The sequence below is a fragment of the Candidatus Krumholzibacteriota bacterium genome, assembly GCA_016931295.1.
GTDB lineage: Bacteria > Krumholzibacteriota > Krumholzibacteriia > Krumholzibacteriales > Krumholzibacteriaceae > JAFGEZ01.
In genome coordinates this window covers 79,177-100,151 of the sequence record JAFGEZ010000005.1, presented here as the reverse complement: position 1 = coordinate 100,151, position 20,975 = coordinate 79,177, and the positions used below count along the sequence as shown (strand labels likewise).

The window sequence follows — 20,975 nt, the reverse complement described above, 5'->3', positions numbered from 1 at the left end:
GACGCCGGCGCTGCCGGCCTGGTCGGTTTCTCCCTCGAGCGAGAATCGCCGGGTCAGGCGGTACTCGAGGCGGATGCTGTTCTCGTTCATGTGGCCGACGTTCGTGCGGTAGGTGAGCACCGTCCGGCCGGTGAGCTGCCTGGAGGCGACGAGCTGCGGTCCCCACTGCTTTCCGAAATCGAAGAGGTCTCCCTCGATCGTGACCGTGCCGAGGCCGAGGAAACCCTCGAGTTGGTTCGACAGGTAGTTCGAGACGCGCGCGCTGGTCACTTCCCGCGCCCGCGCGGCGAGCGCGCCCCGGACGCCGCCCGATTCGCCGGTCAGCTCGCTCCGCGTCGCGCCGAGCGTGAGAAGCGAAACGATGTCCGGGCGGTCGAGGACCGGGTCCGAGACGAGAGAGAACGATGCCTCGTCGAGCGGTCCCTCGATGACGATCGAGACGTCGTACGCAGTCGGCTCGGCGCCCCGGTAGCTCGTCACCCGCGTCCGCGCCGCGACGTCGAGGATCGGGTTCGTCCGCGACGGGTCGGCGAAATCGGCGGTCCCGCGCTCGAGGCGGAACCGCCGGTCGAGAAAGAGGACGTATCCCTCGTCGACGTTCACCCGGCCGGTGACGACCGGCCGCGCGAGCGTGCCGCCGACGCTCACGTTGGGGCTGAGTCGGACGCGCGCGAGGTTGTTGTCGATCCAGATGTCGCCCCCCGTGCGGATTCGCACCTCGATCGCGGTCTTCTCGATGATGTCGGGCCGGTCGGCGGGCGGTGCGCCTCGACGCGCCCGCGCCGCGGCGACGATCTCCCGGGGAGGGAGGGCCTTGACGAAGCGCGACTCCCCGATGACGATCTCCCCGGACAGCCGGTGGCCGTCGCCGGCGGGGCGGCACGCGAGGTCGGCGGAAACGACGCTCAATCGGCCGACCGCCTGGCGGTTCCATTCGATTCCCGCCGCCTCCGCACGGAGATCGATCAGTTCGGGAATGCCGCCGCGGTGCTCGACGACGCCGGCCGCGGAGACGCGGCCCCCGTTGATGCCGGCGACGAGCGTGTCGATGCGGACGCGACGTCCGTCGAATCCGGCGCGCAGGCGCCCGCCGCTCACGGCGATGTCAGCGGAGGGGCGGAACGATAATCCGTCGACGGCGAGGTCGCCGTCGACGAGCGGATCGCCCGGGCGGCCGCCGATCCGGAGCCGGGCCTCGACACGCCCCGAATCCACCGGAACGGGCAGGAGCGGCGAGAAGACGGCGACGTCGAGGCGGGGGGATTCCAGCTCGATGGAGAGCGTGTCCCGGCCGACGAGGCCGCGGCATGCGGCGGCGGGCGCGCCGGCTGCGACGACGGCGAGATCGACAAGGAAGCGCTTTTCCGGCGCGAAAACGATTCCCCCCGTCGCCGAGACCGGGACGTTTCTCATGCGCCCGGACAGCCGCCGGACGGTGATCGACGCGTCGGCGACGTCGAGATCGGCGGCGAGGCTGTCGATCGCCCGCGTGCCCCCGGCGGCCGCATCGATCCGTCCCCGGACCGAGACCGTTCCGCGCGCTCCGGGCGCGGGGCGGGCGGCAACCCAGTCGAGGTCGCACGAGAAACTTCCCGCCGCCGCCAGGCCGGTCGGCAGCAGCGGCGCGGCGAGTGCGAGATCGAGGCCCTCCGCGCGGATCGCGCCGGACAGGGGCAGGCCGGTCGAATCGATCCGGGCCGATGCCTCCATGTCTCCCGCCAACCTGCCGGGCGCGTCGCCCTCGCCGTGAACGAGGAGCGCGAGAAAGAGTCGTCCGGCGCCGGTCGCCCGGTCGAACGAGCCCGTCCCCGCGGCCTGCAGCGAGTCGCGGCCGATCGACAGGCGTTCGATCTCGACGGCGCCGCCTGCATAGCGGCCCGTCGCGTCGATCGTGTCGAGGGCGATCCCGCGAAGGGCGGGGCGGCCGAGGGAGACGTCGAAGACGGCCGAGATGCTGTCAGGCGTGCCGCTCGCCCGCACCTCGTACCGCAGGCTACCCGACAGGCCGGCGTCGCCGGCCGACGGCACTGTGCCGAGAGAGTCGATCGCGGCCGCGGCGAAGAATCGCGTCAGCCGCGCGGCATTTCCCCGGATCGTCGCCGCGGCGGCGACGGTGTCCGCCGGGAATCCCCGGGCGTCGATCCCGCTTCCCTCGAGTGCGATATCGACGGCCGGCGACGCCGGGTTTCCGCGGATCGTTCCCCGGAGGCGAAGCCGTCCGTCGACGCCACCGAACCCGGCCAGCGCGGCGAAGGGGGCGATCGACGGGACGTCGGCCGATGCGTCGACGCTCACGTTCCCGCGTGCGAAGCTGCCCTCGGCGGCGACCTCCGCCCGCTCCTGTCGAAGTTGCAGCGATCCCCGGCCACCGCCGAGGTGGGCCTCGAGGACGGCCATGGGCACGGGGCGGCCGCCCATGCGGACGCCGGCGACGGTCACCGATGCGTCGACGTCGATCGTCTCGAGCGAATCGATCCGTCCGGCAAGGGCGAGCGTGCCGTCGATCAGGCCGCCGCTCGCGTTCCAGCGGCTCTCCGCGCCCGGGAAAACGCCGGCGAGCCGCCGGATCGGATCGAGCGCGACGGAGCGGAGGCGAAGGCGAGCGTCGAGCGACCGGTCGGCGGTGATTCGTCCCGAGCCCTCGACGCGCCCGTCGAGGATCGCGACCCCGAAGGAGTCGACGACCGCCACGCCGTCCGCGATCCGACCCGCGGCGAGGAGGCCGCCGAAATGGAAACCCGCCGCTTGACCGGACGCGGCCGTCGCCCGGAACGCGAGATCGCCGGCGGAGAGCAGGGCATCGGCCGTGATGGAGACGAGGGCGGCGGACCGGTCGCTTTCCGCGGCGACGATCGTGTCCGCGGCGACGGTGAACCGGTACCCGCCCGGAGCGGTTCCGATATCGGCGCGAAGACCGGTAACCCGGACGCCGACGGCCACGGCGCCGGCGCCGCGATGAGCGGAGACCGTCGCGACGATCGAGGCGTCGAGTCCGCCGTCCGCTTTCGCCGAGACGGTCAGTCCCGGCGACTGGAGACTGAGGGCGAGGTTTCCGTCGCGGTAGCGGGCGGCGATCCCCTCCACGGTGACGGTGTCGAACCGGACGCGGGGCGGCCCCGGGGCCGCGCCGCCGCCGGCCGGCCCTGCGGGCAGGAACGGCTCGATGTCGGCGCGGTCGAGATCGGCGCGGAGCGAGTCGATTCCGATCCGGCGGAAGTCGAGCCGGCCCCGCAGGAGGGGGCGGAAGCGGAAACTGACGTCGGCGCGGCCGATCGAGAGGAGCGCGTCCGCTCCGGGGGCGTCGCCGAAACGCCGCAAAACGATTTCGTCGACGACGAGGCGGGAGCGGAGATCGGTCTCGATCCGTTCGATCGATACCTCGAGTCCGGTGGCCGACCGGAGCCGGGAGACGGCGATCCGGCGAAGGAGCTCCTCGCCGGGAGGCGTCGCCAGCGATGCGGCGAGCATGACCAGGAAGACAGCCGCCGCCACGACGACGAACGGCCACCGGATGCGTTTTCCGTCAGACGAACCCACGGATCTCCCCCCGTCCCGACCGCCGCGCGGCAGGGACGCCTTCCATCATACGTGCGTCGGGGGGACGCCGTCAACGAGCCCGGCGGCGGAGAACCCCGGTTTCCCTTGACTCGGCCCGCGGGGCGAATGAATACTCCGTGCGGGCGTCCCGCGGGGGACGCCGCTCCGCGACAGGGGTCGGGGCGTGGCGCAGTCCGGTTAGCGCGCCTGCTTTGGGAGCAGGAAGTCGCCGGTTCGAATCCGGCCGCCCCGACCATCGACGCGGCGGCGGCCGCCCGGCGGCGGATCGAACAGCGGAAACTCCGTGGAAAAAACGGCGATTCCATCCTTTCATCGAAAACTAATCCTATCGTAATATGGACCTGACGAAACGGGCATAGATTCGCGGTATCGCGCAGTGTCCGGATTCGATCCCGAGGGGGAAGCCTCATGCCGCACGAACGGATCCTGGTCGTCGACGACGAGGAGGATATCCTCGAGCTCGTCGAGTACAATCTCACCCGCAGCGGATACTCCGTGACGGGCGTCGCCTCCGGCGAGGAGGCGCTCGACGTCGCAAGGTCGAAGCTGCCGCATCTCGTCGTCCTCGATCTCATGCTCCCCGGCGTCGACGGTCTCGAGGTCTGCAACCTGCTCAAGAACGACATCAAGACGGCCCACATCCCCATCGTCATGCTGACGGCGAAGGGGGAGGAGGCCGACGTCGTCGCGGGGCTCGAGCTCGGCGCCGACGACTACATCACCAAGCCCTTCAGCCCCCGCGTCCTCGTGGCCAGGGTGAAGGCCGTCCTCCGGCGCAAGGCGAAGACCGGGCTCGACCGGGAGGCCGTCATCACGCGCAAGGACCTCGTCATCCACCCAGGGCGTCACGAGGTGACCGTGAAGGGAAAACCCGTCAAGCTCACCTCCACGGAATTCGACCTGCTCCACTATCTCGCGCGACGGCCCGGCTGGGTCTTCACCCGCCAGCAGCTGATCGACGCGGCACGCGGCGAGGACTACCCCGTCACCGACCGGTCGGTCGACGTCCACATCGTCGGGCTCCGGCGCAAGCTCGGCCCCCTCGGCAAACTCGTCGAGACGGTGCGGGGCGTCGGGTACCGCTTCAAGGAGCAGTAGATGCGCAGGCGCCGCATACTCTGGCATCTCTTCCCGTACTATGTCGCCGTGATCATCGTCGCGCTGGCGGCCGTCTCGTGGTACGCCTCGCGCACCGTCAAGGAGCATTACTACGACCGGACGGGGGACGATCTGCGCGCGCGGGCGATCCTCGTCGCGGAGCTCGTCGCGATCCGCATGGGCGACGACTCCGGCGGATCGATGAACGATCTCTCCGATTCCCTCGGCGAGCTCACCGGGACGCGGTTCACCGTGATCCTCCCCGACGGGCGGGTCGCGGCCGATTCCGAGGAGGATCCGGTCTCGATGGAAAACCACGGCGACCGCCCCGAGATCATCCGCGCCCTCGCCGGCGTGCCCGGCCGGTCGACGCGGTACAGCGAGACCCTCCGGCGCAACTTCATGTACGTGGCGGTTCCCGTCATGCGGGACGGTCGCGTCGCGGCGGCCGTCCGCGCATCGCTGCCGCTCACCTTCATCGACGAGACCCTGCGCGGCATGTACGTCAGGATCCTCTACGGCGGCCTGGTGGCCGCCGTTCTCGCGGGCATCATCAGCCTCTACGTGTCGCGCCGCATCAGCCGGCCGATCGAGGAGATACGTCGCGGGGCCGAGCATTTCACGCGCAACGATCTCGATTACCGCATCCCCGCGCACGACCTCGTGGAGATCGCCGATCTCGCCGAGGTGATGAACGGCATGGCCTACAACCTCCAGGACCGCATCCTCACGGTCGAGCGCCAGCGCAACGAGCAGGAGGCGGTCTTCTCGAGCATGATCGAGGGGCTCATCGCCGTCGACACGTCCGAGCGGGTGCTCCGCCTCAACCGCGCCGCGTCGGCGCTGCTCGGCGTCGAGCCGTCGAAGGCGACGGGACTGACCATCCAGGAGGTCGTGCGGAACCCCTACCTGCAGGAGTTCGTCCAGAGGGCACTCTCGGCCGACGAACCGGTCGAGGAAAGCATCACCTTGAGGGGCGGGGGCGGCACGCAGTATCTCCAGGCGCACGGGGCGCAGCTCCTCGATCGCGACGGCGAACTTCTCGGCGCGGTGGTCGTGCTGAACGACGTCACCCGCATCCGTCAGCTCGAGACGCTCCGGAGCGAGTTCGTCGCGAACGTCTCCCACGAGCTGCGCACGCCGATCACCTCGATCAAGGGATTCGTCGAGACGCTGCGGGACGGGGCGATCCACGACACGGCCGAGGCCAAGCGGTTCCTCGGGATCATTTCCCGGCAGGCCGACAAGATGAACGCGATCATCGGCGACCTGCTGATGCTCTCCTCGGTGGAGAACGAGCAGGAGCGGTCGCGCATGCGATTCGACCGGGCCCGCATCAAGGAGATCGCCGGGGAGGCGATCTCCCTCTGCGCCGGCCGGGTCGGGCAGCGCCGGGTGAAGATCGAGCTCGATTGCCCCGACGACCTGGAGGGCACCGTCAACGCCGCCCTCGTCGAGCAGGCCCTGATCAATCTCGTCGACAACGCCGTCACCTACAGCGAGGAGGGGGGCGTTGTCCGCGTCTCGGCGACGGAGGAGGGCGGAGACATCGTCATCCGCGTCAGGGACGAGGGGATCGGGATCCGCGAGGAGAACCTCGACCGGCTCTTCGAGCGGTTCTACAGGGTGGACAGGGCGCGCAGCCGCACGCTCGGCGGAACCGGTCTCGGCCTGGCGATCGTCAAGCACATCGCCCAGGCGCACGGGGGATCCGTCGAGGTCGAGAGCGCCTTCGGCGAGGGGAGCACCTTCGTGCTCCGCTTGCCCAATCGCAAAATATAACGCGGGTTGCGCCGCTCACCGTTTTCTAACTTTTCCTTCACATCGGCATAACGAGCGGTGTCCATACTTTGCCGGACCGTACAGGGAACGGATGGGGCTTCAGCCAAAGGAGGAAGCACGCATGAAGAGAGCCATCCTGTTCGTATTGATCGGATCGTTCCTCGCCGCCGGCGCCGCGCAGGCGGGAGAATGGTACGACAAGGTCAAGATCAAAGGCGATTTCCGTCAGCGCCATGACCTCATCCAGGACGAGTCGAAGGATGTCGATCGCAACCGCTGGCGGATCCGCGCGAGGCTCGAGCTCGGCGCGACGGTCACCGACGACTGGTCGGTGGGCATTCGCCTGGCGAGCGGTTCCGACGATCCCGTCTCGACGAACCAGTCGATGACCGACGGGGCATCCACCAAGGGCTTCGGCCTCGATCTGGCCTACTTCGACTTCCATCCCGGCCTGATCGACGGACTCCACATCGTCGGTGGAAAGATGAAGCTCCCCTTCAACACGGTGCAGAAGACCGAGCTCATCTGGGACGGCGACTGGAATCCCGAGGGCGCGGCCGTCACCTACGAGGCGAAAATCGACGAGCGGGTGGCCCTCTTCGTGAACGGTGCCTTCTTCTACCTGGAAGAGCGCTCGTCGGACGACGATTCATGGATGGCCGGCGGCCAGGCCGGAATCAGGATCACGCCCGCCGACGGCATGCGGCTCGTCGTCGCCGGCGGTTACTACGACTACCAGGCGTTCGAGGGCTACGCCGGGATGTACGATCCGGGTGACCTTTTCGGGAACACCGGCATCGACGACGACGGCGACATGCTCTACGCCACGGACTACAACGTGGCCGAGTTCCAGGCCGAGTTCGGCGTGAAGCTCGAGAAGCTCGCCTTCGCGGTCTACGGGGACTTCGTCCGGAACATCGAGGCCGACAGCCTCGACACGGCGTACCTGTTCGGCGCCTCGGTACAGCACGGCAAGGACAAGGGCCACGTGAAGGTGTACGCGAACTACCGCGAGGTCGAGGACGACGCGGTGGTCGGCGAGTTCACCGACTCCGATTTCATCGGCGGCGGCACGAACGGCAACGGATTCGAGATCGGCGCCGGCTACGGGATCGCGAAGAAGGTCGACCTCGCCCTCTCGTTCTTCGTCAACAACAAGGGCATCGACGAGGAGATCGACTTCAAGCGACTGCTCGTCGATCTCGTATTGAAGTTCTAGGGAATGAAGAATGTTCTTTAACGGAAATCGGACATTCCCCTACCATTCGATTCACGGGGGAAGTATGGATTTCCGGGGCAACCTTAGACAAAGGCGGAAAGCCATGCGCAGATCCATCACCATGCTGGCCGTCGCGGCGATCGCCGCGATCGTCACCGGTCTCTTCGCCCCCGGCGCCGTCGCCGAGGAAACCAGGATCTTCATCGACGGGTCGACCACGGTCGGTCCGATCGCGAAGGCCTTCGCCGAGTACTACATGTCGCTTCATCCCGACGTGAACGTCACCGTGAGCGAGTCGGGCAGCGGCAACGGCGCAAAGAGCCTCATCAACGGTACCTGCGACATCGCGGACATGTCCCGTTTCATGAAGGACAAGGAGTTCGCGGCGGCGGTCGAGAAGGGCCGCATGCCGGTGGCGCACGTCGTCGCCGTCGACGGTCTCGCCATCGTCGTCCACCCGAGCAACCCGGTCTCGAAGCTCACCGTCGCCGAGGTCCGCGACATCTACATGGGCACGATCACCAACTGGAAGCAGCTCGGCGGCCCGGACGTGGCGATCGTGATGATCAGCCGGGACACGAACAGCGGCACCTACGAGACCTTCGAGAATCTCGTCATGAAGAAGGAGAAGATCGCCGACACGGCCGAGTACGTCGGCTCGAACGGCGCCATCCGCCAGCGGGTGCAGAGCACGCCGGCGGCCATCGGCTACGTCGGACTCGGATTCGTCGATCGCTCGGTCAAGGCGCTCACGATAAACGGCGTCTATCCCGACATGAACACCGTCTCCTCGGGCGTCTACCCGATCGCCCGGCCGCTGTTCATGTTCACCGACGGGTATCCGAAGCTCGGCACCCACCTGCACGCCTTCGTCACGCTGTATTTGACGGAGAAGGGGCAGGAGATCGTTGAGGAGATCGGGTTCGTCCCGGTGACCAGGTACTAGACCGAACCCGGACGAGAAGCCGTCGTTTCGGCGCGACGCGGGACAGGACCGGTATGCGACCCCAAAACGAGATGAGTCAGAAGCTTCTCATGAGCAGGGGCGCCCGGCGCTTCAGGCGCGCGGGCGCCCTTGCGGGTCGCTCGGTCCTCGTCTTCGTGGCGTCGAGCTCGCTTCTCGCCCTCCTCTTCATCTTCTACTTCATCATCAGGGACGCGATCCCCTTCTTCCGGATCGAGGGGATCGGGGAGTTCTTCACCGGCACCCGGTGGTATCCGTCGCGTGAGGAGGCGGAGTTCGGCGCCGGCGCGATCTTCGTCGGGAGCGGGCTCGTCACGCTCGGGGCGATACTCGTCGCCGTGCCGATCGGCGTCCTCGCCGCCCTCTGCCTGAGCGACATCCTGCCCTTCTCACTGCGGCAGATCGTCAAGCCGATCATCGAGATGCTCGCCGCCGTCCCCTCGGTGGTGTACGGATTCTTCGCCCTCGTCGTCTTCGCGCCGTTGCTGCAGGAGCGGGGCGGGGGGCTGCTCGCCGCGGGAGCCTGGATCGTCCTCGGCCCCCTGGCGATCATCGCGGTCGTCGTCCTGGGAGACCTCGCGACGGCCAGGGTGCGTCTGAAGAGGGCCCTTCCCCTGCGGATCGCGGTAACGGTCGGGATGGGAACGGTCCTGTTCTACGGGCTCCAGCGGCTCGGGGCCTTCCTCGGGGCACTCGACATCGCGAGCGGCACGAACGCGCTCAACGCGTCGATCATTCTCGGGATCATGGCGCTCCCGACCGTCGTCAGCGTCTCGGAGGACGCCCTGGGCGCGGTCGGCCGCGATCTCCGCGAGGGGAGCTACGCGCTCGGCGCCACCCGCGCGGAAACGCTCCTCCGCGTCGTCATCCCCGCGGCGCGGAGCGGCATCCTCGCCGCGGTCATCCTCGGTGTCATGCGGGCCGTCGGCGAGACGATGGTCGTCTGGATGGCCTCGGGAAACGCGGCGCGCATACCGGAGCCATGGTTCAATTATCTCCAGCCGATCCGGACGCTCACCGCCACGATCGCCGGCGACATGGGAGAGGCCGACCACGTGACGGGCTCGGCGCGCTACCACGTCCTCTTCGCGATGGCGCTCTGCCTCCTCGCCTTCGCCTTCGTCTCGAATCTCGTCAGCGAGCTGATCGTCCGCCAGGCGAGGAAGAGGGGGTACTAGGAGATGGACCTCGGAAGCCGCAAGCTGCTCGACCGGTCCTTCTCCGCGGTGGGGATCCTCTCGATCCTCCTCATGACCGCCTCGCTGGTCGTACTTCTCTGGCCGATTCTTCTCCGCGGCGCCGGCGCCTTCGTCTTCCGGGCCACGGTCGAGCACCGGGAACTGATGCTGGAGAAATTCGACCGCGGCGATCCGGAGACGATCGCGCTCGAGACGGCCGCCGCAGAGGCGGCGCGGGCCGGCGCCTACGAGATCATAAACGCCTTCGCGGAAAAGCTCGACGAAATGGATCGGGAGAGGCGACGCGAGTACCGGAAGGAGTTCAGGGAGATCGAGGAGCTCGTCAGGGAGCTCTTCGGGCCGCGTCCCGGCGAGCGGCAGCCGGTGCTGATGCGCGACCGCTACGGGCAGACGCGGTGGGACCGCGCCCTTGCCAGGATCGACCGGATACTGTACGTCGAAAATTACGACTTTTCCGACCGGTCCGCCATGGGCGTCGTCGTCCGTTCGCCCCGCGTCGAGCGCTTCCGCGGGACGGCGCTCGAGCCACTCTTTCCGCTCATCGCAACGAGGGCGGAGGAGATGCTCCGGCCGCGGCTGACCTTCTACCCGCGGTTTCTCACCGACGAATCCTACGACTCGCATTTCTTCGGCGGGATCTGGCCGGAGATGCTCGGCACGCTGTACCTCGCCATCGGGGCGATGCTCTTCGCCGTGCCCTTCGGCATCGTCGCGGCGATCTATCTCGCCGAGTACGCGGGCGAGGGACGCTTCGTGAGCCTGCTCCGCACGTGCATATCCTCGCTCGCCGGCGTCCCGAGCATCGTCTTCGGCCTCTTCGGCCTCGCCTTCTTCATCAACACGATCCACGTCTCCGGATCGAAGAGCGTCCTCGCCGGCTCGCTCACCCTCGCCCTCCTCGTGATGCCGACGGTGATCCGGGCGTCGGAGGAGGCGATACGGGCCGTCCCCGTCACGTACAAGGAAGCGGCGATGAGTCTCGGCGCCGGCAAGTGGTGGACGATTCTGACGGTGATCCTGCCCGCGTCGCTGCCGGGCATACTCACCTCGGTGATCATCTCGATGGGCCGGGCGGCCGGCGAGACCGCGCCGATCATCTTCACCGCGGCGGTCTCGGTCGGCCGGCCGCTCGGGATCCACGAGACGCTCTCCCAGCCGACGCCGGCCCTGCCGTGGAACATCTACAATCTCGCCACCGAGCACGAGGCGGTGGACGAGATCCGGCACGTGCAGTACGGTATGGTATTGACGCTCGTCGTGATGGTTCTTCTTCTCAACCTCGCGGCGATCATCGTCCGGGCCCGCATCTCGAAGAAGCTCCGGGCCTGAGGATCGGCGGGGCCGACCCGCAGGGAGGATCGATTGAGCGAGATCAGCATGAAGGGGCAAACCCCCGGTCGAAAACGGGAGGTGGCGGCCGATACCAGGCCGCTCGTCTCCGCCAGGGATTTCTCCGTCTTCTACGAAACGAACGAGGCGGTCAGGAAGGTGACCTTCGACATCCCCGAGAAGCTGGTGACGGCGGTCATCGGCCCGAGCGGTTGCGGGAAGAGCACCTACCTGCGGGCGATCAACCGGATGAACGACCTGATCCCGGGCTGCCGCACGGAAGGGTTCCTCGGGATCGACGGACAGGATCTCAACGCCGGGAGCGTCGACGTCGTCCGCCTGCGGAAGATGGTCGGCATGGTCTTCCAAAAGCCCAATCCCTTCCCCAAGAGTATTTTCGACAACATCGCCTACGGACCGCGCATCCACGGGACGACGGAGCGCGGGCAACTCGCCGGGATCGTCGAGGAGAGTCTCCGGGGGGCCGCGCTCTGGGACGAGGTCAAGGACCGGCTGAACGACAACGCCCTCGGCCTCTCAGGCGGCCAGCAGCAGCGTCTCTGCATCGCGCGGGCGATCGCCGTGAAGCCGACGATCCTGCTCATGGACGAGCCGGCCTCCGCGCTCGATCCGAAATCGACGGCGCACATCGAGGACCTGATCGGCGAGCTCCGCGGCGGATACACCATCGCCATCGTGACGCACAACATGCAGCAGGCGGCGCGCGTCTCCGATTACACGGCCTTCTTCTACGAGGGGGAACTCGTCGAGTACGGCCTGACGGAGAGGATATTCACGAAGCCGCGGGAGCAGCGCACCGAGGATTACATCACCGGCCGGTTCGGTTAGGAGAAAGGCGGATGCCGTGTCCAGGCACATGGAGAGAGAGATCGACAATCTCAAGAAGAAGATCCTCACCCTCGGGGCGAAGACCGAGGAGATCGCCTACAGGGCCGTCAACGCGCTACAGAACAGGAACCGGGCCCTCGCGGAGGAGGTTCTCGCGGCCGACGCCGAGATCGACCACATGGAGGTCGATCTGGAGGAGGAGTGCCTCAAGGTGCTCGCCCTCAACCAGCCGGTCGCCGGGGACCTGCGCTTCATCATCTCGATCCTCAAGATCAACAACGAGCTCGAGCGGATCGGCGATCTCGCCGTCAACATCGCCGAACGGGCGCGCTTCCTCTCGGGACGCGAAAAGCTCGAGTTCCCGCTCGATTTTCCGCGGATGATGGAAGGGGCGCGCGTCATGCTCCACAAGGCGATCGACGCGCTCGTCAACCGCGACGCGAAGCTCGCGCACGAGGTGCTCCTCTCGGACGACGAGATCGACGCGATCAACCGCGAGATGTACGAGAAGATTCAGGAGGGGATACGCGCCGATCCCGATCAGCTCGAGAGCCTCATCCACCTGCTCTCCTCGTCGCGCCATCTCGAACGAATCGCCGACCACGCGACGAACATCGCCGAGGACGTCATCTACCTCGTCGACGGAGACATCGTCCGGCACAAGGCGGAGGATTTCACGGACGAAAGCTGACCGTTTCCAACAGGGCGACGATGCGGGGGAGAAGCGGACGCTTCTCCCCCGTTTTCGTTTCTGCCGGAGCCTACCGGATCAGGACCGCCCGGCGCGTGTCGTCGCCCCACGGCGTGCGCAGGCAAACGAAGTAGACGCCGCTCGCCGCGGCAAGGCCGCGATCGGTACGGCCGTTCCAGGCGATCTCGTGCGCGCCCGCCGTCCAGGCGCGGTCGGCGAGCGTCCGGACGAGGCGGCCGGCGGCGTCGCAAACGGCCACGCGCGCGCGGGCCGCGCGGGGCAGGGTGAACCGCACGGTCGTCGACGGGTTGAAGGGATTCGGATAGACGGCGGCGAGGGCCGCCGCTGCGGGCGGCGTGTCGGCCGGCGTGAGGCGGGGGGCCGTGAAGCAGATGTCGAAGGGAGGGAGCCCCGTCGAGACCGGCCCGGCCGTCGGCGCGCCCGTCGCCGCGTCGTAGACGCGGATCCCCGGCCTCGTCGGGGTCCCGTCGGCGAGGAAGAGCTCGCCGCCGGGGGAGATCTCGATGTCGTTGATCACGTAGCCGGGCGGCGCGTAGATCGTGCCGGTCGCGAGACCGGTGGACGGGTCGAAGGAGACGAGATCGGTGTTCCACGACGCGTTCGTGACGACGAGGTACCCGATCGTCGGGGAATAAATCTCGACGTCGTTGATGTCGCCGCCGGCCGCCGACTCGGTGACGAGAAATCCCTCCGACTCGAGCGTCCAGGGATTGACGATCTCGACGCCCCCGTCGGCGATGCCCCACGTGCCCACGCAGGAGACGAGAATCCGGTTCGTCACGGGGTCGAGTTCGATGTCGGAAAAGGGATTGGCGGCGGCGAGCGCGATCGGCTGGATTCCCGGCTCGCCGGAATCGGTGTCGAGGAGCGTGTCCGCCGCGCAGTCGACGACGGCGACGTAGCTGTCCCCGACCGGCATCCACCAGTTGTTCCGGTCGATCCGCTGTATGGTGACGAAGAGGCGTTCGCCGACGATGCAGAGGCGGTTCATCTCGCACAGGCCGTCGGCGTCGGCGAACATGGAGAGGTCGATCGTGCCGAGCCATGATCCGTCGGCGGGATCGACGACGAGGAGATCGTTCGTCTCGTACCTCGCCACGTACGCCTTCGTCGCGGTGAAGAAGGCGATATCCTGCGGGTTCAGACCGTTCCCGACGGAGAATTGCCGCACGGTGCGCCAGTCGTTTTCCGGGTCGATCACCTGCACGTTGTCGGCGCCGCCCCGGTTGACGACGTAGACCAGGTTGCCGTGCCGGACGGAGATCGCGTCGCTGTGGACGCTCGCCACGTCGAGGTCGGTCGTATGAAGCGTGTCGCAGTGGACGATCGACGCCGAGCCGGTCGTGTAGTCGGTCGTGGTGACGAAGGCGTTGTCGCCCGACGCGTTCGCGGTCGGCGGGGCGCAGGCGAGAACGATGACGAGCGCGGCGAACCGATGCAGGCGCATGGCGTTGGACCTCCTCATGGGTTGAATCTCAGGGACACGTGGACGCTCCGGCCGGGCAGGGGGAATCCGATGACGTCGCTGACCCGGTCGTCGCCGAGATTGCGCCCCTCGACGGTGAAGGAAACGGCGCCGCCGGGCGATCGCAGCTCGACGGCGATGTCGTGGATCTCCCGCGAGGCGGCCTCCTGCATGTTGGCCCGGTCGAGAAAGTTCGCCCCGATGACGTGCAGTTCCCAGGAGACGCGCCAGCGGCGCGCGTCCCATCCCAGTTCGAGGGCCCCCTCGTGCTCCGGCGTCGTGGGCAGGCGGTTGCCGGCGTAGTAGGGGATGTCGCTCCGGTCGCGCGCGTCGAGCCGGGTCCAGTTGCCGGCGAGGCGCAGCGGTCCGCGCCGGCACGAGCAGGAGACCTCGACGCCGCGGATGCGGGCCGCGCCGATGTTCGTCGGCTTCACCGTCCGCTGGGAGTTCGGGAAGAAGAGGATCAGTTCCTCGATCTCGTTGTCCAGCCAGGCGACCTCGAGGAACGGCCGGACGAGCGGGCCGAGCCGGTCGGCGGAGAAGACGAGGCCGATGTCGCGATTGGTCGCCGTCTCGGGGAGGATGCCGGCGTTCCCCGTCACGGCGCCGAGGTCGCCGAAAAGCTCGTAGAAGGTCGGCACGCGCGCGGCGCGTCCCCAGTTCCCCTTCACCGCCAGGCCTGGCAGGAGACGGGCGCGGAAGCCGGCCGAGGGCGATTCGTCGTGTTGCCGCACGCGCCCCTCGGGGCTCGGGGGCACCCAGGGCAGGAGGTGCTCCGTGTAGTACTCGGTCTCGTGCCATTCGTGGCGGGTCGCCGCCGTCAACAAAAGGCGCCCCCCGAACGGGCGCCATGTGCCGGCGACCGAGAGGATCCACGAATCGCGAAGCCGGTCGGGACCCGTTGACGGCACGGGGACGAGATCGACGGGATGGAATCGTTCGCGGCGCGATTCTGCGTGGATCTCGAGGGAGACGGGAAGGGGCCGGGCGCCGCAGACGATCCCGGCGCTGCCGCCGTGCATCGAGATGCGGTTGTCTTTCTCCCGTGCGCCGAGGCCGATCTCGCCGTTTGGATCGCTGAAGCGGTCAGCCGTCCACGACGTCCACGCGGTGAGATCCGTCTCGAGCCGCCCGCCGAGAACCGGCCTGGTCCGGGCCGTGAGCCAGGTGATCCGGCGGGCGCGCTCCGATCGCGCGAACAGGGACTGGTTGGCGCCGATTCCCGCGACGCCTCCCTCGCGATTCGACGCCGTGTGCGACAGGGCGAGCGTTTTCAGGCCCGGGGCGTCGATCGAGATCCGGACGATGCCGGTCCAGCGCGTGTAGTCGTTGTTGAGCCGGCCGGCGGTCTCGTCGTCCTCTTCGTTGAGGGGCGTGCCGTTGTCGTCGAGAAAAAAGAAATCGCCGTCGCTCGCCCGCACGGCGACGGCGGCGTCGAGAAGACAGCGTGGCAGGCGGGCCGCCGCGCCGAGGCGCGCGCCGCGGTCGCCGAAGGAGCCGGCCGAGAGATCGAGCCCCGCGCGGACCGGCCGGGTGGCGTCGGCGAGCGAGTCGAAGCCCCGCGGCACGAGGTTGATCGTCCCCCCGACGGCCGACGCGCCGAAGCGGGGAGGACTCGCGCCGCGGTAGACCTCGATCCGTTCGAGATCGCCGGGCGCGATGCCGGCGAGATCGGCCGTGCCCGTCCACGCGTCGTTGAGCGGGACGCCGTCGAGATAGAGGGCCACCTGGCTCGACGAGGAGCCGCGGATCGAGACGACGGCGGCATCGCCGAGGCTTCCGTATCGTCTCACGCGCACGCCGACCGTCCGCGCGAGGAGGGCGGCGGCGTCGTCGGCCCGGCCCCGCCTGCCGGCGGCGTCGATGATCGCGACGAAGGCCGGGCCCCGGGCTGCCTCCGTGCCCTCGAGAGGCCGCTCGCCCACGACGACGATCTCCGGGCCCCAGAAGAGGGTGTCGAGCGGGGCGGTTCGCGCGGGCCGGTTCTTCGTCTCCGCGGTCCGGCCGTTCCGCGGGCGTTCGCCGCCGGCCGCCGGGTTCGCCGCCATGAGGCAGAGAAGGGCCAGGGCCGTGCCTGCACATCGCATCGATCGTCGTCTTTCCAGCGAAGACATGCCGTTCCTTCCGCCGTCCGCGCACGCGGGCACGGACCGGCGCCGGCGGCGATACGGTTCGCCGACCGGAAGCGGTCTTCGATGGGATGAGAGATTCCAGGCGGTGACGAGAGGACACCCTCCCGACCCGGCCGAGGAATCGTGGAGGGCGTGGTGAGCTCTCCCTTTCCTCTCATGCCTCGAAGAGTCCAGGGACCGAGCGTTCCGGGCAGGTATCCTGACTCATGGCTCGAGCGCCGCCGCCCTCCTTCCCGGCATTACGCCAGTGGTCGCGGGCGGTCGGCTCGCCATTCACAGTGGCGGGTCCGTGAGGGATTCTCACCCTCTTCCCTGCATGCCCCGATGGGGGCATCCAAAACGCCATGGTTCGGGGGGATGATACGACGGGCGGGAGGCCCTGTCAAGTGGGACCTCCCGCCCGCATGAGACCCTGCGCGAAACGCGAAATCAGTTGAGCGCGCCGTTCTCGGCGGCTTTGCGGAGCTTCTCGTTGGCCATGATCGCCAGCTCCACGCGGCGGTTGGCCTGGCGGCCGACGGACGTGTCGTTGTCGGCGATCGGCTGGCTCTCGCCGTAGCCCATGATCGAGAAGCGTCCCGAACTGACGGATTGCGTCGCCAGGCGATTGGCCACCGAGCGGGCGCGCCGCTCGGAGAGCTCGAGGTTGTAGTCGTCGGGCCCGGTCGAGTCGGTGTGTCCCTCGATGAGGATGTTCGTGTCGGCGTACTTGACGAGGATCGCGGCGAGATTGTCGAGGTTCGCCTGCGCCTCGGGGCGGAGATCGGCCTTGTTCACATCGAAGAGGATCCCCGAGTCGAAGGTGATCTTGATCCCCTCGCCGACGCGTTCGACCGTCGCGCCCTCGAGGTCGCGCGCGATCTCCTCGGCCTGCCTGTCCATGTACCGGCCGATCGAGGCCCCGGCCGCGCCGCCGATCGCGGCGCCGAGAATGGCGCCGAGGGCGGTGTTGCCCGTCCGGTGGCCGATCGCCGCGCCGACCGCGCCGCCCGCGGCGGCGCCGATCGCGGCGCCCTTCTTCGTGCGGCTCATCTCCGAGCACCCGACGACGCTCAGCGTGAACACGATGACGAGCATTGTCGCGATAATCCGTTTCATGCCCCACCTGCCTTTCGAATCGGTTGTTGCGGGAGCGCGGCGTTTACCGGTCCCGCTCGTCCCGGCCTGCCGCTTCCGCAAGCATACTCCGTCCAGACCGGATGACAACCGTTTTTTACCGCTTCGTCGCGGTCAGCAGGTCGGTCGCCTGCTTGATGTGCTCGCTTTTCGAGATCAAGAAGACGATGTCCCCCGCCTCGATGGCGTAGCCGCCCCGCGTGATGGCGAACTCCCCGCTCTCCTCGCGGTCGACGCCCATGAAGACGCACTCGGCGGGGAAGTTCTTCTGCTTCGCGATGTCGCTGATCGTCATGCCGACGATCTTCGCCTTGTCCGGGATGCGGACCGTGTAGATCTGCGCCTTGCCGCCCTTCAGGGTCACCACTTCCTTGACCTTCGGCCGTTCGATCTCCCACAGGATCTGGTTGATCAGCAAATCGACCGAGCGGACGATGATGCTGATCCCCGACAGGGTGTAGGCCTGTTCGTAGGCGTCGTCGATCAGCCGCGCGACGATATGGGGTATCCCGAGGCTCTTCGCGAGAAGGGCGCATGCGATGTTGTCGGCCTCGTGGTGCATCAGGCAGATGATCGCGTCCGCCTTCTCGGCCCCGGCGCGCCGCAGAATGCGAAGTTCCGTGGCGCTTCCGTTGATCGTCATCGCACCCGTCTCGGCGTAGATCGACTCGCAGACCTGCTCGTCGCGGTCGATCGCGACGACATTGTGGTTCTTCGCGACGAGGATCCGGGTGATCTCGCTGCCGACGCGGCCGGCGCCGGCGATGATGATGTACATCCGGTCCGCTCCTTTCCGTTATTGCAACCACGCTCTCGGGCTGAAGAGCAGCAGGACGGGGAGGATCTCGAGCCGTCCCGCAAGCATGCCGAATATGTACAGGATCTTGATCGCCGGGTGGAGCCCCGCCGTCTCTTCGGCGGGGATGTAGCAGGGGCCGATGTTGCCGAGGGCACTGAACATCCCCGACATCGAGGCCAGGGCGTCGTGCCGGGAGAGGAGCGCGGTGACGATGCCGCCGACGACGAGCAGCGCGATCCACGAATAGAAGATCGCGCCGACCCGCTGGATCTCGTTCATCGATACCGATTTGCCGTCCACCATGACCATCGAGACGGTGTGCCGCGGCGAGCGCATGCGGAAGAGCTCGCGGCTCATCAGGCGGACGAGGATGACGATCCGCTGCACCTTGAACCCGCCGGAGGTCGACGAGACGCACCCGCCGATGAACATGAGGACGAGAAAGACGATTTTCGCCGTCTCTCCGAAGACGGGGGAGGCGATGTCCCGCGTGGCGAAGCCCGAGGTCGTCGCGATCGAGACGACCTGGAAGATCGCGAGCCGGGCATTCTCCTCCAGGCTTCGCCAGAACCCCGCCGAGAGGAGATCGCCGCCGACGGCGCCCATCCGCCAGCACCGCTCGACGAGCACGAGGAGGACGGCGCCGCCGAGGATCCCCCACCAGTGCTTCATCTCGGTGTTGTCGGCCAGGGCCCGGCGGGAACCGTGGATCAGGCGGTAGTGGACGACGAAGTTGATCCCGCCGAGGAGCATGCCGGCGATGATGATGTACTCGATGAGGATATGCCTCGGGTGGCCGCTCTCGCGGAAGAAGGCGACGCTCGCGTCGTGCGTGGAGAAGCCGCCGGTCGCGAGCGATGTCAGCGCGTGGCAGAGGCTGTCGAAGAGGGTGACGCCGGAGGCGGCGAGCAGGACGGCGACGATGAGCGTGAACCCGGCGTAGATGCCGAGAAAGATCATCAGCGTGTTCCTGAGGCCCGGCACGGGGCGGTCGACGCCTACCTTGTGGCTCTCGGCGCCGTAGAGGTAATGCGCGCCGCTGCCCTTGTAGGCGAAGGCGAGGAAGAAGGTGAGAATGCCGAGGCCGCCGAGCCACTGCATGAGCGATCGCCAGAAGAGGATCGAGCGCGGCATCTCGTCGAGTCCCCGCAGCATCGTGATCCCCGTCGTCGTGAACCCGCTCATCGATTCGAAGTAGGCGTCGAGATAGCTCATGCCGAAGGCATGGGCGAATGGCATCGCCCCGAAGGCCGAGCAGGCCGCCCACCCTGCGCCCGTGACGAGGATGGCGCGGATCGTCGTGACGCGCCGCTCGCGGAACAGGCGGTGGAGGAGCAGGCCGGTGGCCGCCGCGAGCACCGCGGGAAAAAGAAAGCCGCCGAGCGTGCCGGCGTCGCGCCGGAACTCGCCGTCGACGAGGACGAACACGATGGGAAAGAGCATCGTGCCGCCGAGCAGGGCGAGGATCATCCCCGTATGGTGCAGGACGGCGTGCGTCGTGTCGAACCGGTTGCGCAATGCGAACTCCCTCGAGACAAGGCCAGGCCGGAGTATAGCATGCCGGCCGCGCGCGCGTCAGCAGAATGCCTCCCCGGCCGCGACGGCCGGGCCGGAGCCGAAAACGCGTTTGAAAATCGTTCGAAACGGGACCATCATCCGAACGTATACAGGATTGTGGCGGAAAGCGGATTGGTCGCGAAAGGCTGACGATGGCCGAGCAGGCGCATGCCGAGCTCATCGAGAAAAGCGTCAGGGTATGGAACGAGTGGCGCCAGTCGGACCCGCGCGCCGTTCCCGACCTCTCCGGGCGTCGGATCTCGAACCGCCGGCTGCGCGGCGCGAATCTCCGCGGCGCCCGTCTCGCCGGCGCGCTTCTTCCCGGCGTCGACCTCCGGGGGGCGAACCTCGAGGGGGCCGACCTGCGGGGAGCCGACCTGATGGAGGCCGACCTGCGGGGGGCGTGGCTGGCGGGCGCCGATCTTCGGCGGACGAACCTCATGGGCGCCAACCTGAAGCGGGCCGATCTCTCCGGCGCCCGTCTCGAGGACACGATCCTCTTCCGCGCCGACCTCGGCGAGACGGGCTGCGTCTGCAAGTGCCTCTGGTTCGAGCTTCTGATGGATTTGGCGGACGGCCTCCGGAACGCCGAGGAGGAGGGCTTCTGCTTCGAGGAGATGGCCGACTCGCGCATCGAGAGCCAGTTCATCGCCACGCGCAACAGCCGGCTGGAGATCGTCCTCGCCGATCCCGTCTCGACGCGCGTGGGATACGAGATCCTCGGCGCGCTCAACCGGCTCTACCGCGAGGTCTCGCACGAGGAACTGCTCGGCCCGATGATCAAGGTGGGCCTGCCGGGCGCAAAGGAAGCAGGCGACCGATGAACCTGATCACCTTCAAGGGTCGGACGACGATCATCCGGGGGCTCGCCGCGTGGTTTCTCTCCCCGGTGCCCGGCCTGCCGCCGCTGCCGGAGGAACTCGTGGCAGGCCTCGAAGAGCTGGCCGCCGACGAGGAGGTCGATGCGGGCGTCCTCGGGCGCGTCGCCGGTTTCCTCGCGGCAAACGGCACGCCGCACGCCACGATCAAGCGAATGGCGGAAAACGATCCCGGGCGGCTCGTCCGCCTCGCCCGCGACGTCGAGGCCATCGATCGGCGGCTCGCCGACGGCGCGATCTCCTCGGTGCGCGTCGTCGAGGAGCGCGGCGACTGACGCGGCGCCGGACCGCCGGACGCGAAACGGGGAGGGCTTCCAA

16 protein-coding genes, 1 tRNA gene and 1 riboswitch are annotated in these 20,975 nt (G+C 68.0%); of the genes, 11 read left to right on the top strand and 6 right to left on the bottom strand.

Annotated features, from left to right (window positions below; all coding sequences use genetic code 11):
- A partial coding sequence (locus tag JW876_02545) for a translocation/assembly module TamB (protein ID MBN1884388.1) occupies positions 1-3,537 on the bottom strand: 3,537 nt, incomplete at its 3' end.
- Between the two features lie 178 nt (positions 3,538-3,715).
- On the opposite strand from JW876_02545, the gene JW876_02540 reads away from it, so the two are divergent.
- From JW876_02540 to phoU, 9 genes are all read left to right on the top strand, one after another.
- Positions 3,716-3,793 (top strand) — tRNA-Pro (locus JW876_02540).
- 173 nt (positions 3,794-3,966) lie between these two features.
- Positions 3,967-4,656, top strand: a complete 690-nt coding sequence (locus JW876_02535) for a response regulator transcription factor (protein ID MBN1884387.1) — start codon at positions 3,967-3,969, stop codon at positions 4,654-4,656.
- Positions 4,657-6,438 (top strand): PAS domain-containing protein, encoded by a 1,782-nt coding sequence (locus tag JW876_02530; GenBank protein ID MBN1884386.1) that lies wholly within the window; start codon positions 4,657-4,659, stop codon positions 6,436-6,438. It begins immediately after the preceding gene.
- A gap of 121 nt (positions 6,439-6,559) precedes the next feature.
- Positions 6,560-7,657: a putative porin gene (locus JW876_02525; GenBank protein MBN1884385.1), complete on the top strand. Its 1,098-nt coding sequence runs from the start codon at positions 6,560-6,562 to the stop codon at positions 7,655-7,657.
- A gap of 103 nt (positions 7,658-7,760) precedes the next feature.
- Entirely contained in the window at positions 7,761-8,603 is an 843-nt protein-coding gene (locus JW876_02520; protein ID MBN1884384.1) for a phosphate ABC transporter substrate-binding protein, read from the top strand.
- A 53-nt stretch (positions 8,604-8,656) separates the two neighbouring features.
- Positions 8,657-9,799: a phosphate ABC transporter permease subunit PstC gene (locus JW876_02515; protein MBN1884383.1), complete on the top strand. Its 1,143-nt coding sequence runs from the start codon at positions 8,657-8,659 to the stop codon at positions 9,797-9,799.
- A 3-nt stretch (positions 9,800-9,802) separates the two neighbouring features.
- The gene (pstA, locus tag JW876_02510) at positions 9,803-11,149 is read left to right on the top strand and encodes a phosphate ABC transporter permease PstA (protein MBN1884382.1); all 1,347 of its coding nucleotides are present in this window, start codon (positions 9,803-9,805) and stop codon (positions 11,147-11,149) included.
- Positions 11,150-11,197: 48 nt separating this feature from the next.
- Positions 11,198-11,998, top strand: a complete 801-nt coding sequence (locus JW876_02505; protein ID MBN1884381.1) for a phosphate ABC transporter ATP-binding protein — start codon at positions 11,198-11,200, stop codon at positions 11,996-11,998.
- A gap of 16 nt (positions 11,999-12,014) precedes the next feature.
- On the top strand, positions 12,015-12,689 hold the full coding sequence (gene phoU / locus JW876_02500; protein ID MBN1884380.1) for a phosphate signaling complex protein PhoU: 675 nt from the start codon (positions 12,015-12,017) through the stop codon (positions 12,687-12,689).
- Positions 12,690-12,759: 70 nt separating this feature from the next.
- On the opposite strand, the gene JW876_02495 is transcribed toward phoU, so the two are convergent.
- The 5 genes from JW876_02495 to JW876_02475 all read right to left on the bottom strand — a co-directional run bounded on the left by JW876_02495 (position 12,760) and on the right by JW876_02475 (position 19,740).
- On the bottom strand, positions 12,760-14,157 hold the full coding sequence (locus JW876_02495) for a hypothetical protein (protein ID MBN1884379.1): 1,398 nt from the start codon (positions 14,155-14,157) through the stop codon (positions 12,760-12,762).
- Between the two features lie 14 nt (positions 14,158-14,171).
- On the bottom strand, positions 14,172-16,262 hold the full coding sequence (locus tag JW876_02490; protein MBN1884378.1) for a TonB-dependent receptor: 2,091 nt from the start codon (positions 16,260-16,262) through the stop codon (positions 14,172-14,174).
- 216 nt (positions 16,263-16,478) lie between these two features.
- A riboswitch (cobalamin riboswitch) is annotated at positions 16,479-16,660 on the bottom strand.
- A 76-nt stretch (positions 16,661-16,736) separates the two neighbouring features.
- Positions 16,737-17,405: an OmpA family protein gene (locus tag JW876_02485; protein MBN1884377.1), complete on the bottom strand. Its 669-nt coding sequence runs from the start codon at positions 17,403-17,405 to the stop codon at positions 16,737-16,739.
- A 115-nt stretch (positions 17,406-17,520) separates the two neighbouring features.
- Positions 17,521-18,201, bottom strand: coding sequence for a TrkA family potassium uptake protein (locus JW876_02480; GenBank protein MBN1884376.1), 681 nt, complete (start codon positions 18,199-18,201; stop codon positions 17,521-17,523).
- A gap of 18 nt (positions 18,202-18,219) precedes the next feature.
- Positions 18,220-19,740 carry a TrkH family potassium uptake protein gene (locus tag JW876_02475; protein MBN1884375.1) on the bottom strand — a complete coding sequence of 507 codons (1,521 nt, stop codon included), beginning with the start codon at positions 19,738-19,740 and terminating at the stop codon, positions 18,220-18,222.
- A 191-nt stretch (positions 19,741-19,931) separates the two neighbouring features.
- On the opposite strand from JW876_02475, the gene JW876_02470 reads away from it, so the two are divergent.
- The gene (locus JW876_02470; GenBank protein MBN1884374.1) at positions 19,932-20,603 is read left to right on the top strand and encodes a pentapeptide repeat-containing protein; all 672 of its coding nucleotides are present in this window, start codon (positions 19,932-19,934) and stop codon (positions 20,601-20,603) included.
- Positions 20,600-20,932, top strand: coding sequence for a hypothetical protein (locus JW876_02465; GenBank protein MBN1884373.1), 333 nt, complete (start codon positions 20,600-20,602; stop codon positions 20,930-20,932). The genes JW876_02470 and JW876_02465 overlap by 4 nt, the downstream gene beginning before the upstream one ends.
- Positions 20,933-20,975: the final 43 nt, after the last annotated feature.

Bases quoted from the DNA above. Each gene is read 5' to 3' on its own strand.
- JW876_02535 (MBN1884387.1), top strand. From the start codon at position 3,967: ATGCCGCACGAACGGATCCTGGTCGTCGACGACGAGGAGGATATCCTC.
- JW876_02520 (MBN1884384.1), top strand. From the start codon at position 7,761: ATGCGCAGATCCATCACCATGCTGGCCGTCGCGGCGATCGCCGCGATC.
- pstA (MBN1884382.1), top strand. From the start codon at position 9,803: ATGGACCTCGGAAGCCGCAAGCTGCTCGACCGGTCCTTCTCCGCGGTG.
- JW876_02485 (MBN1884377.1), bottom strand. From the start codon at position 17,405: ATGAAACGGATTATCGCGACAATGCTCGTCATCGTGTTCACGCTGAGC.
- JW876_02530 (MBN1884386.1), top strand. From the start codon at position 4,657: ATGCGCAGGCGCCGCATACTCTGGCATCTCTTCCCGTACTATGTCGCC.
- JW876_02480 (MBN1884376.1), bottom strand. From the start codon at position 18,201: ATGTACATCATCATCGCCGGCGCCGGCCGCGTCGGCAGCGAGATCACC.
- JW876_02495 (MBN1884379.1), bottom strand. From the start codon at position 14,157: ATGCGCCTGCATCGGTTCGCCGCGCTCGTCATCGTTCTCGCCTGCGCC.
- JW876_02525 (MBN1884385.1), top strand. From the start codon at position 6,560: ATGAAGAGAGCCATCCTGTTCGTATTGATCGGATCGTTCCTCGCCGCC.
- JW876_02470 (MBN1884374.1), top strand. From the start codon at position 19,932: ATGGCCGAGCAGGCGCATGCCGAGCTCATCGAGAAAAGCGTCAGGGTA.
- JW876_02490 (MBN1884378.1), bottom strand. From the start codon at position 16,262: ATGCGATGTGCAGGCACGGCCCTGGCCCTTCTCTGCCTCATGGCGGCG.
- JW876_02465 (MBN1884373.1), top strand. From the start codon at position 20,600: ATGAACCTGATCACCTTCAAGGGTCGGACGACGATCATCCGGGGGCTC.
- JW876_02505 (MBN1884381.1), top strand. From the start codon at position 11,198: ATGAAGGGGCAAACCCCCGGTCGAAAACGGGAGGTGGCGGCCGATACC.
- JW876_02515 (MBN1884383.1), top strand. From the start codon at position 8,657: ATGCGACCCCAAAACGAGATGAGTCAGAAGCTTCTCATGAGCAGGGGC.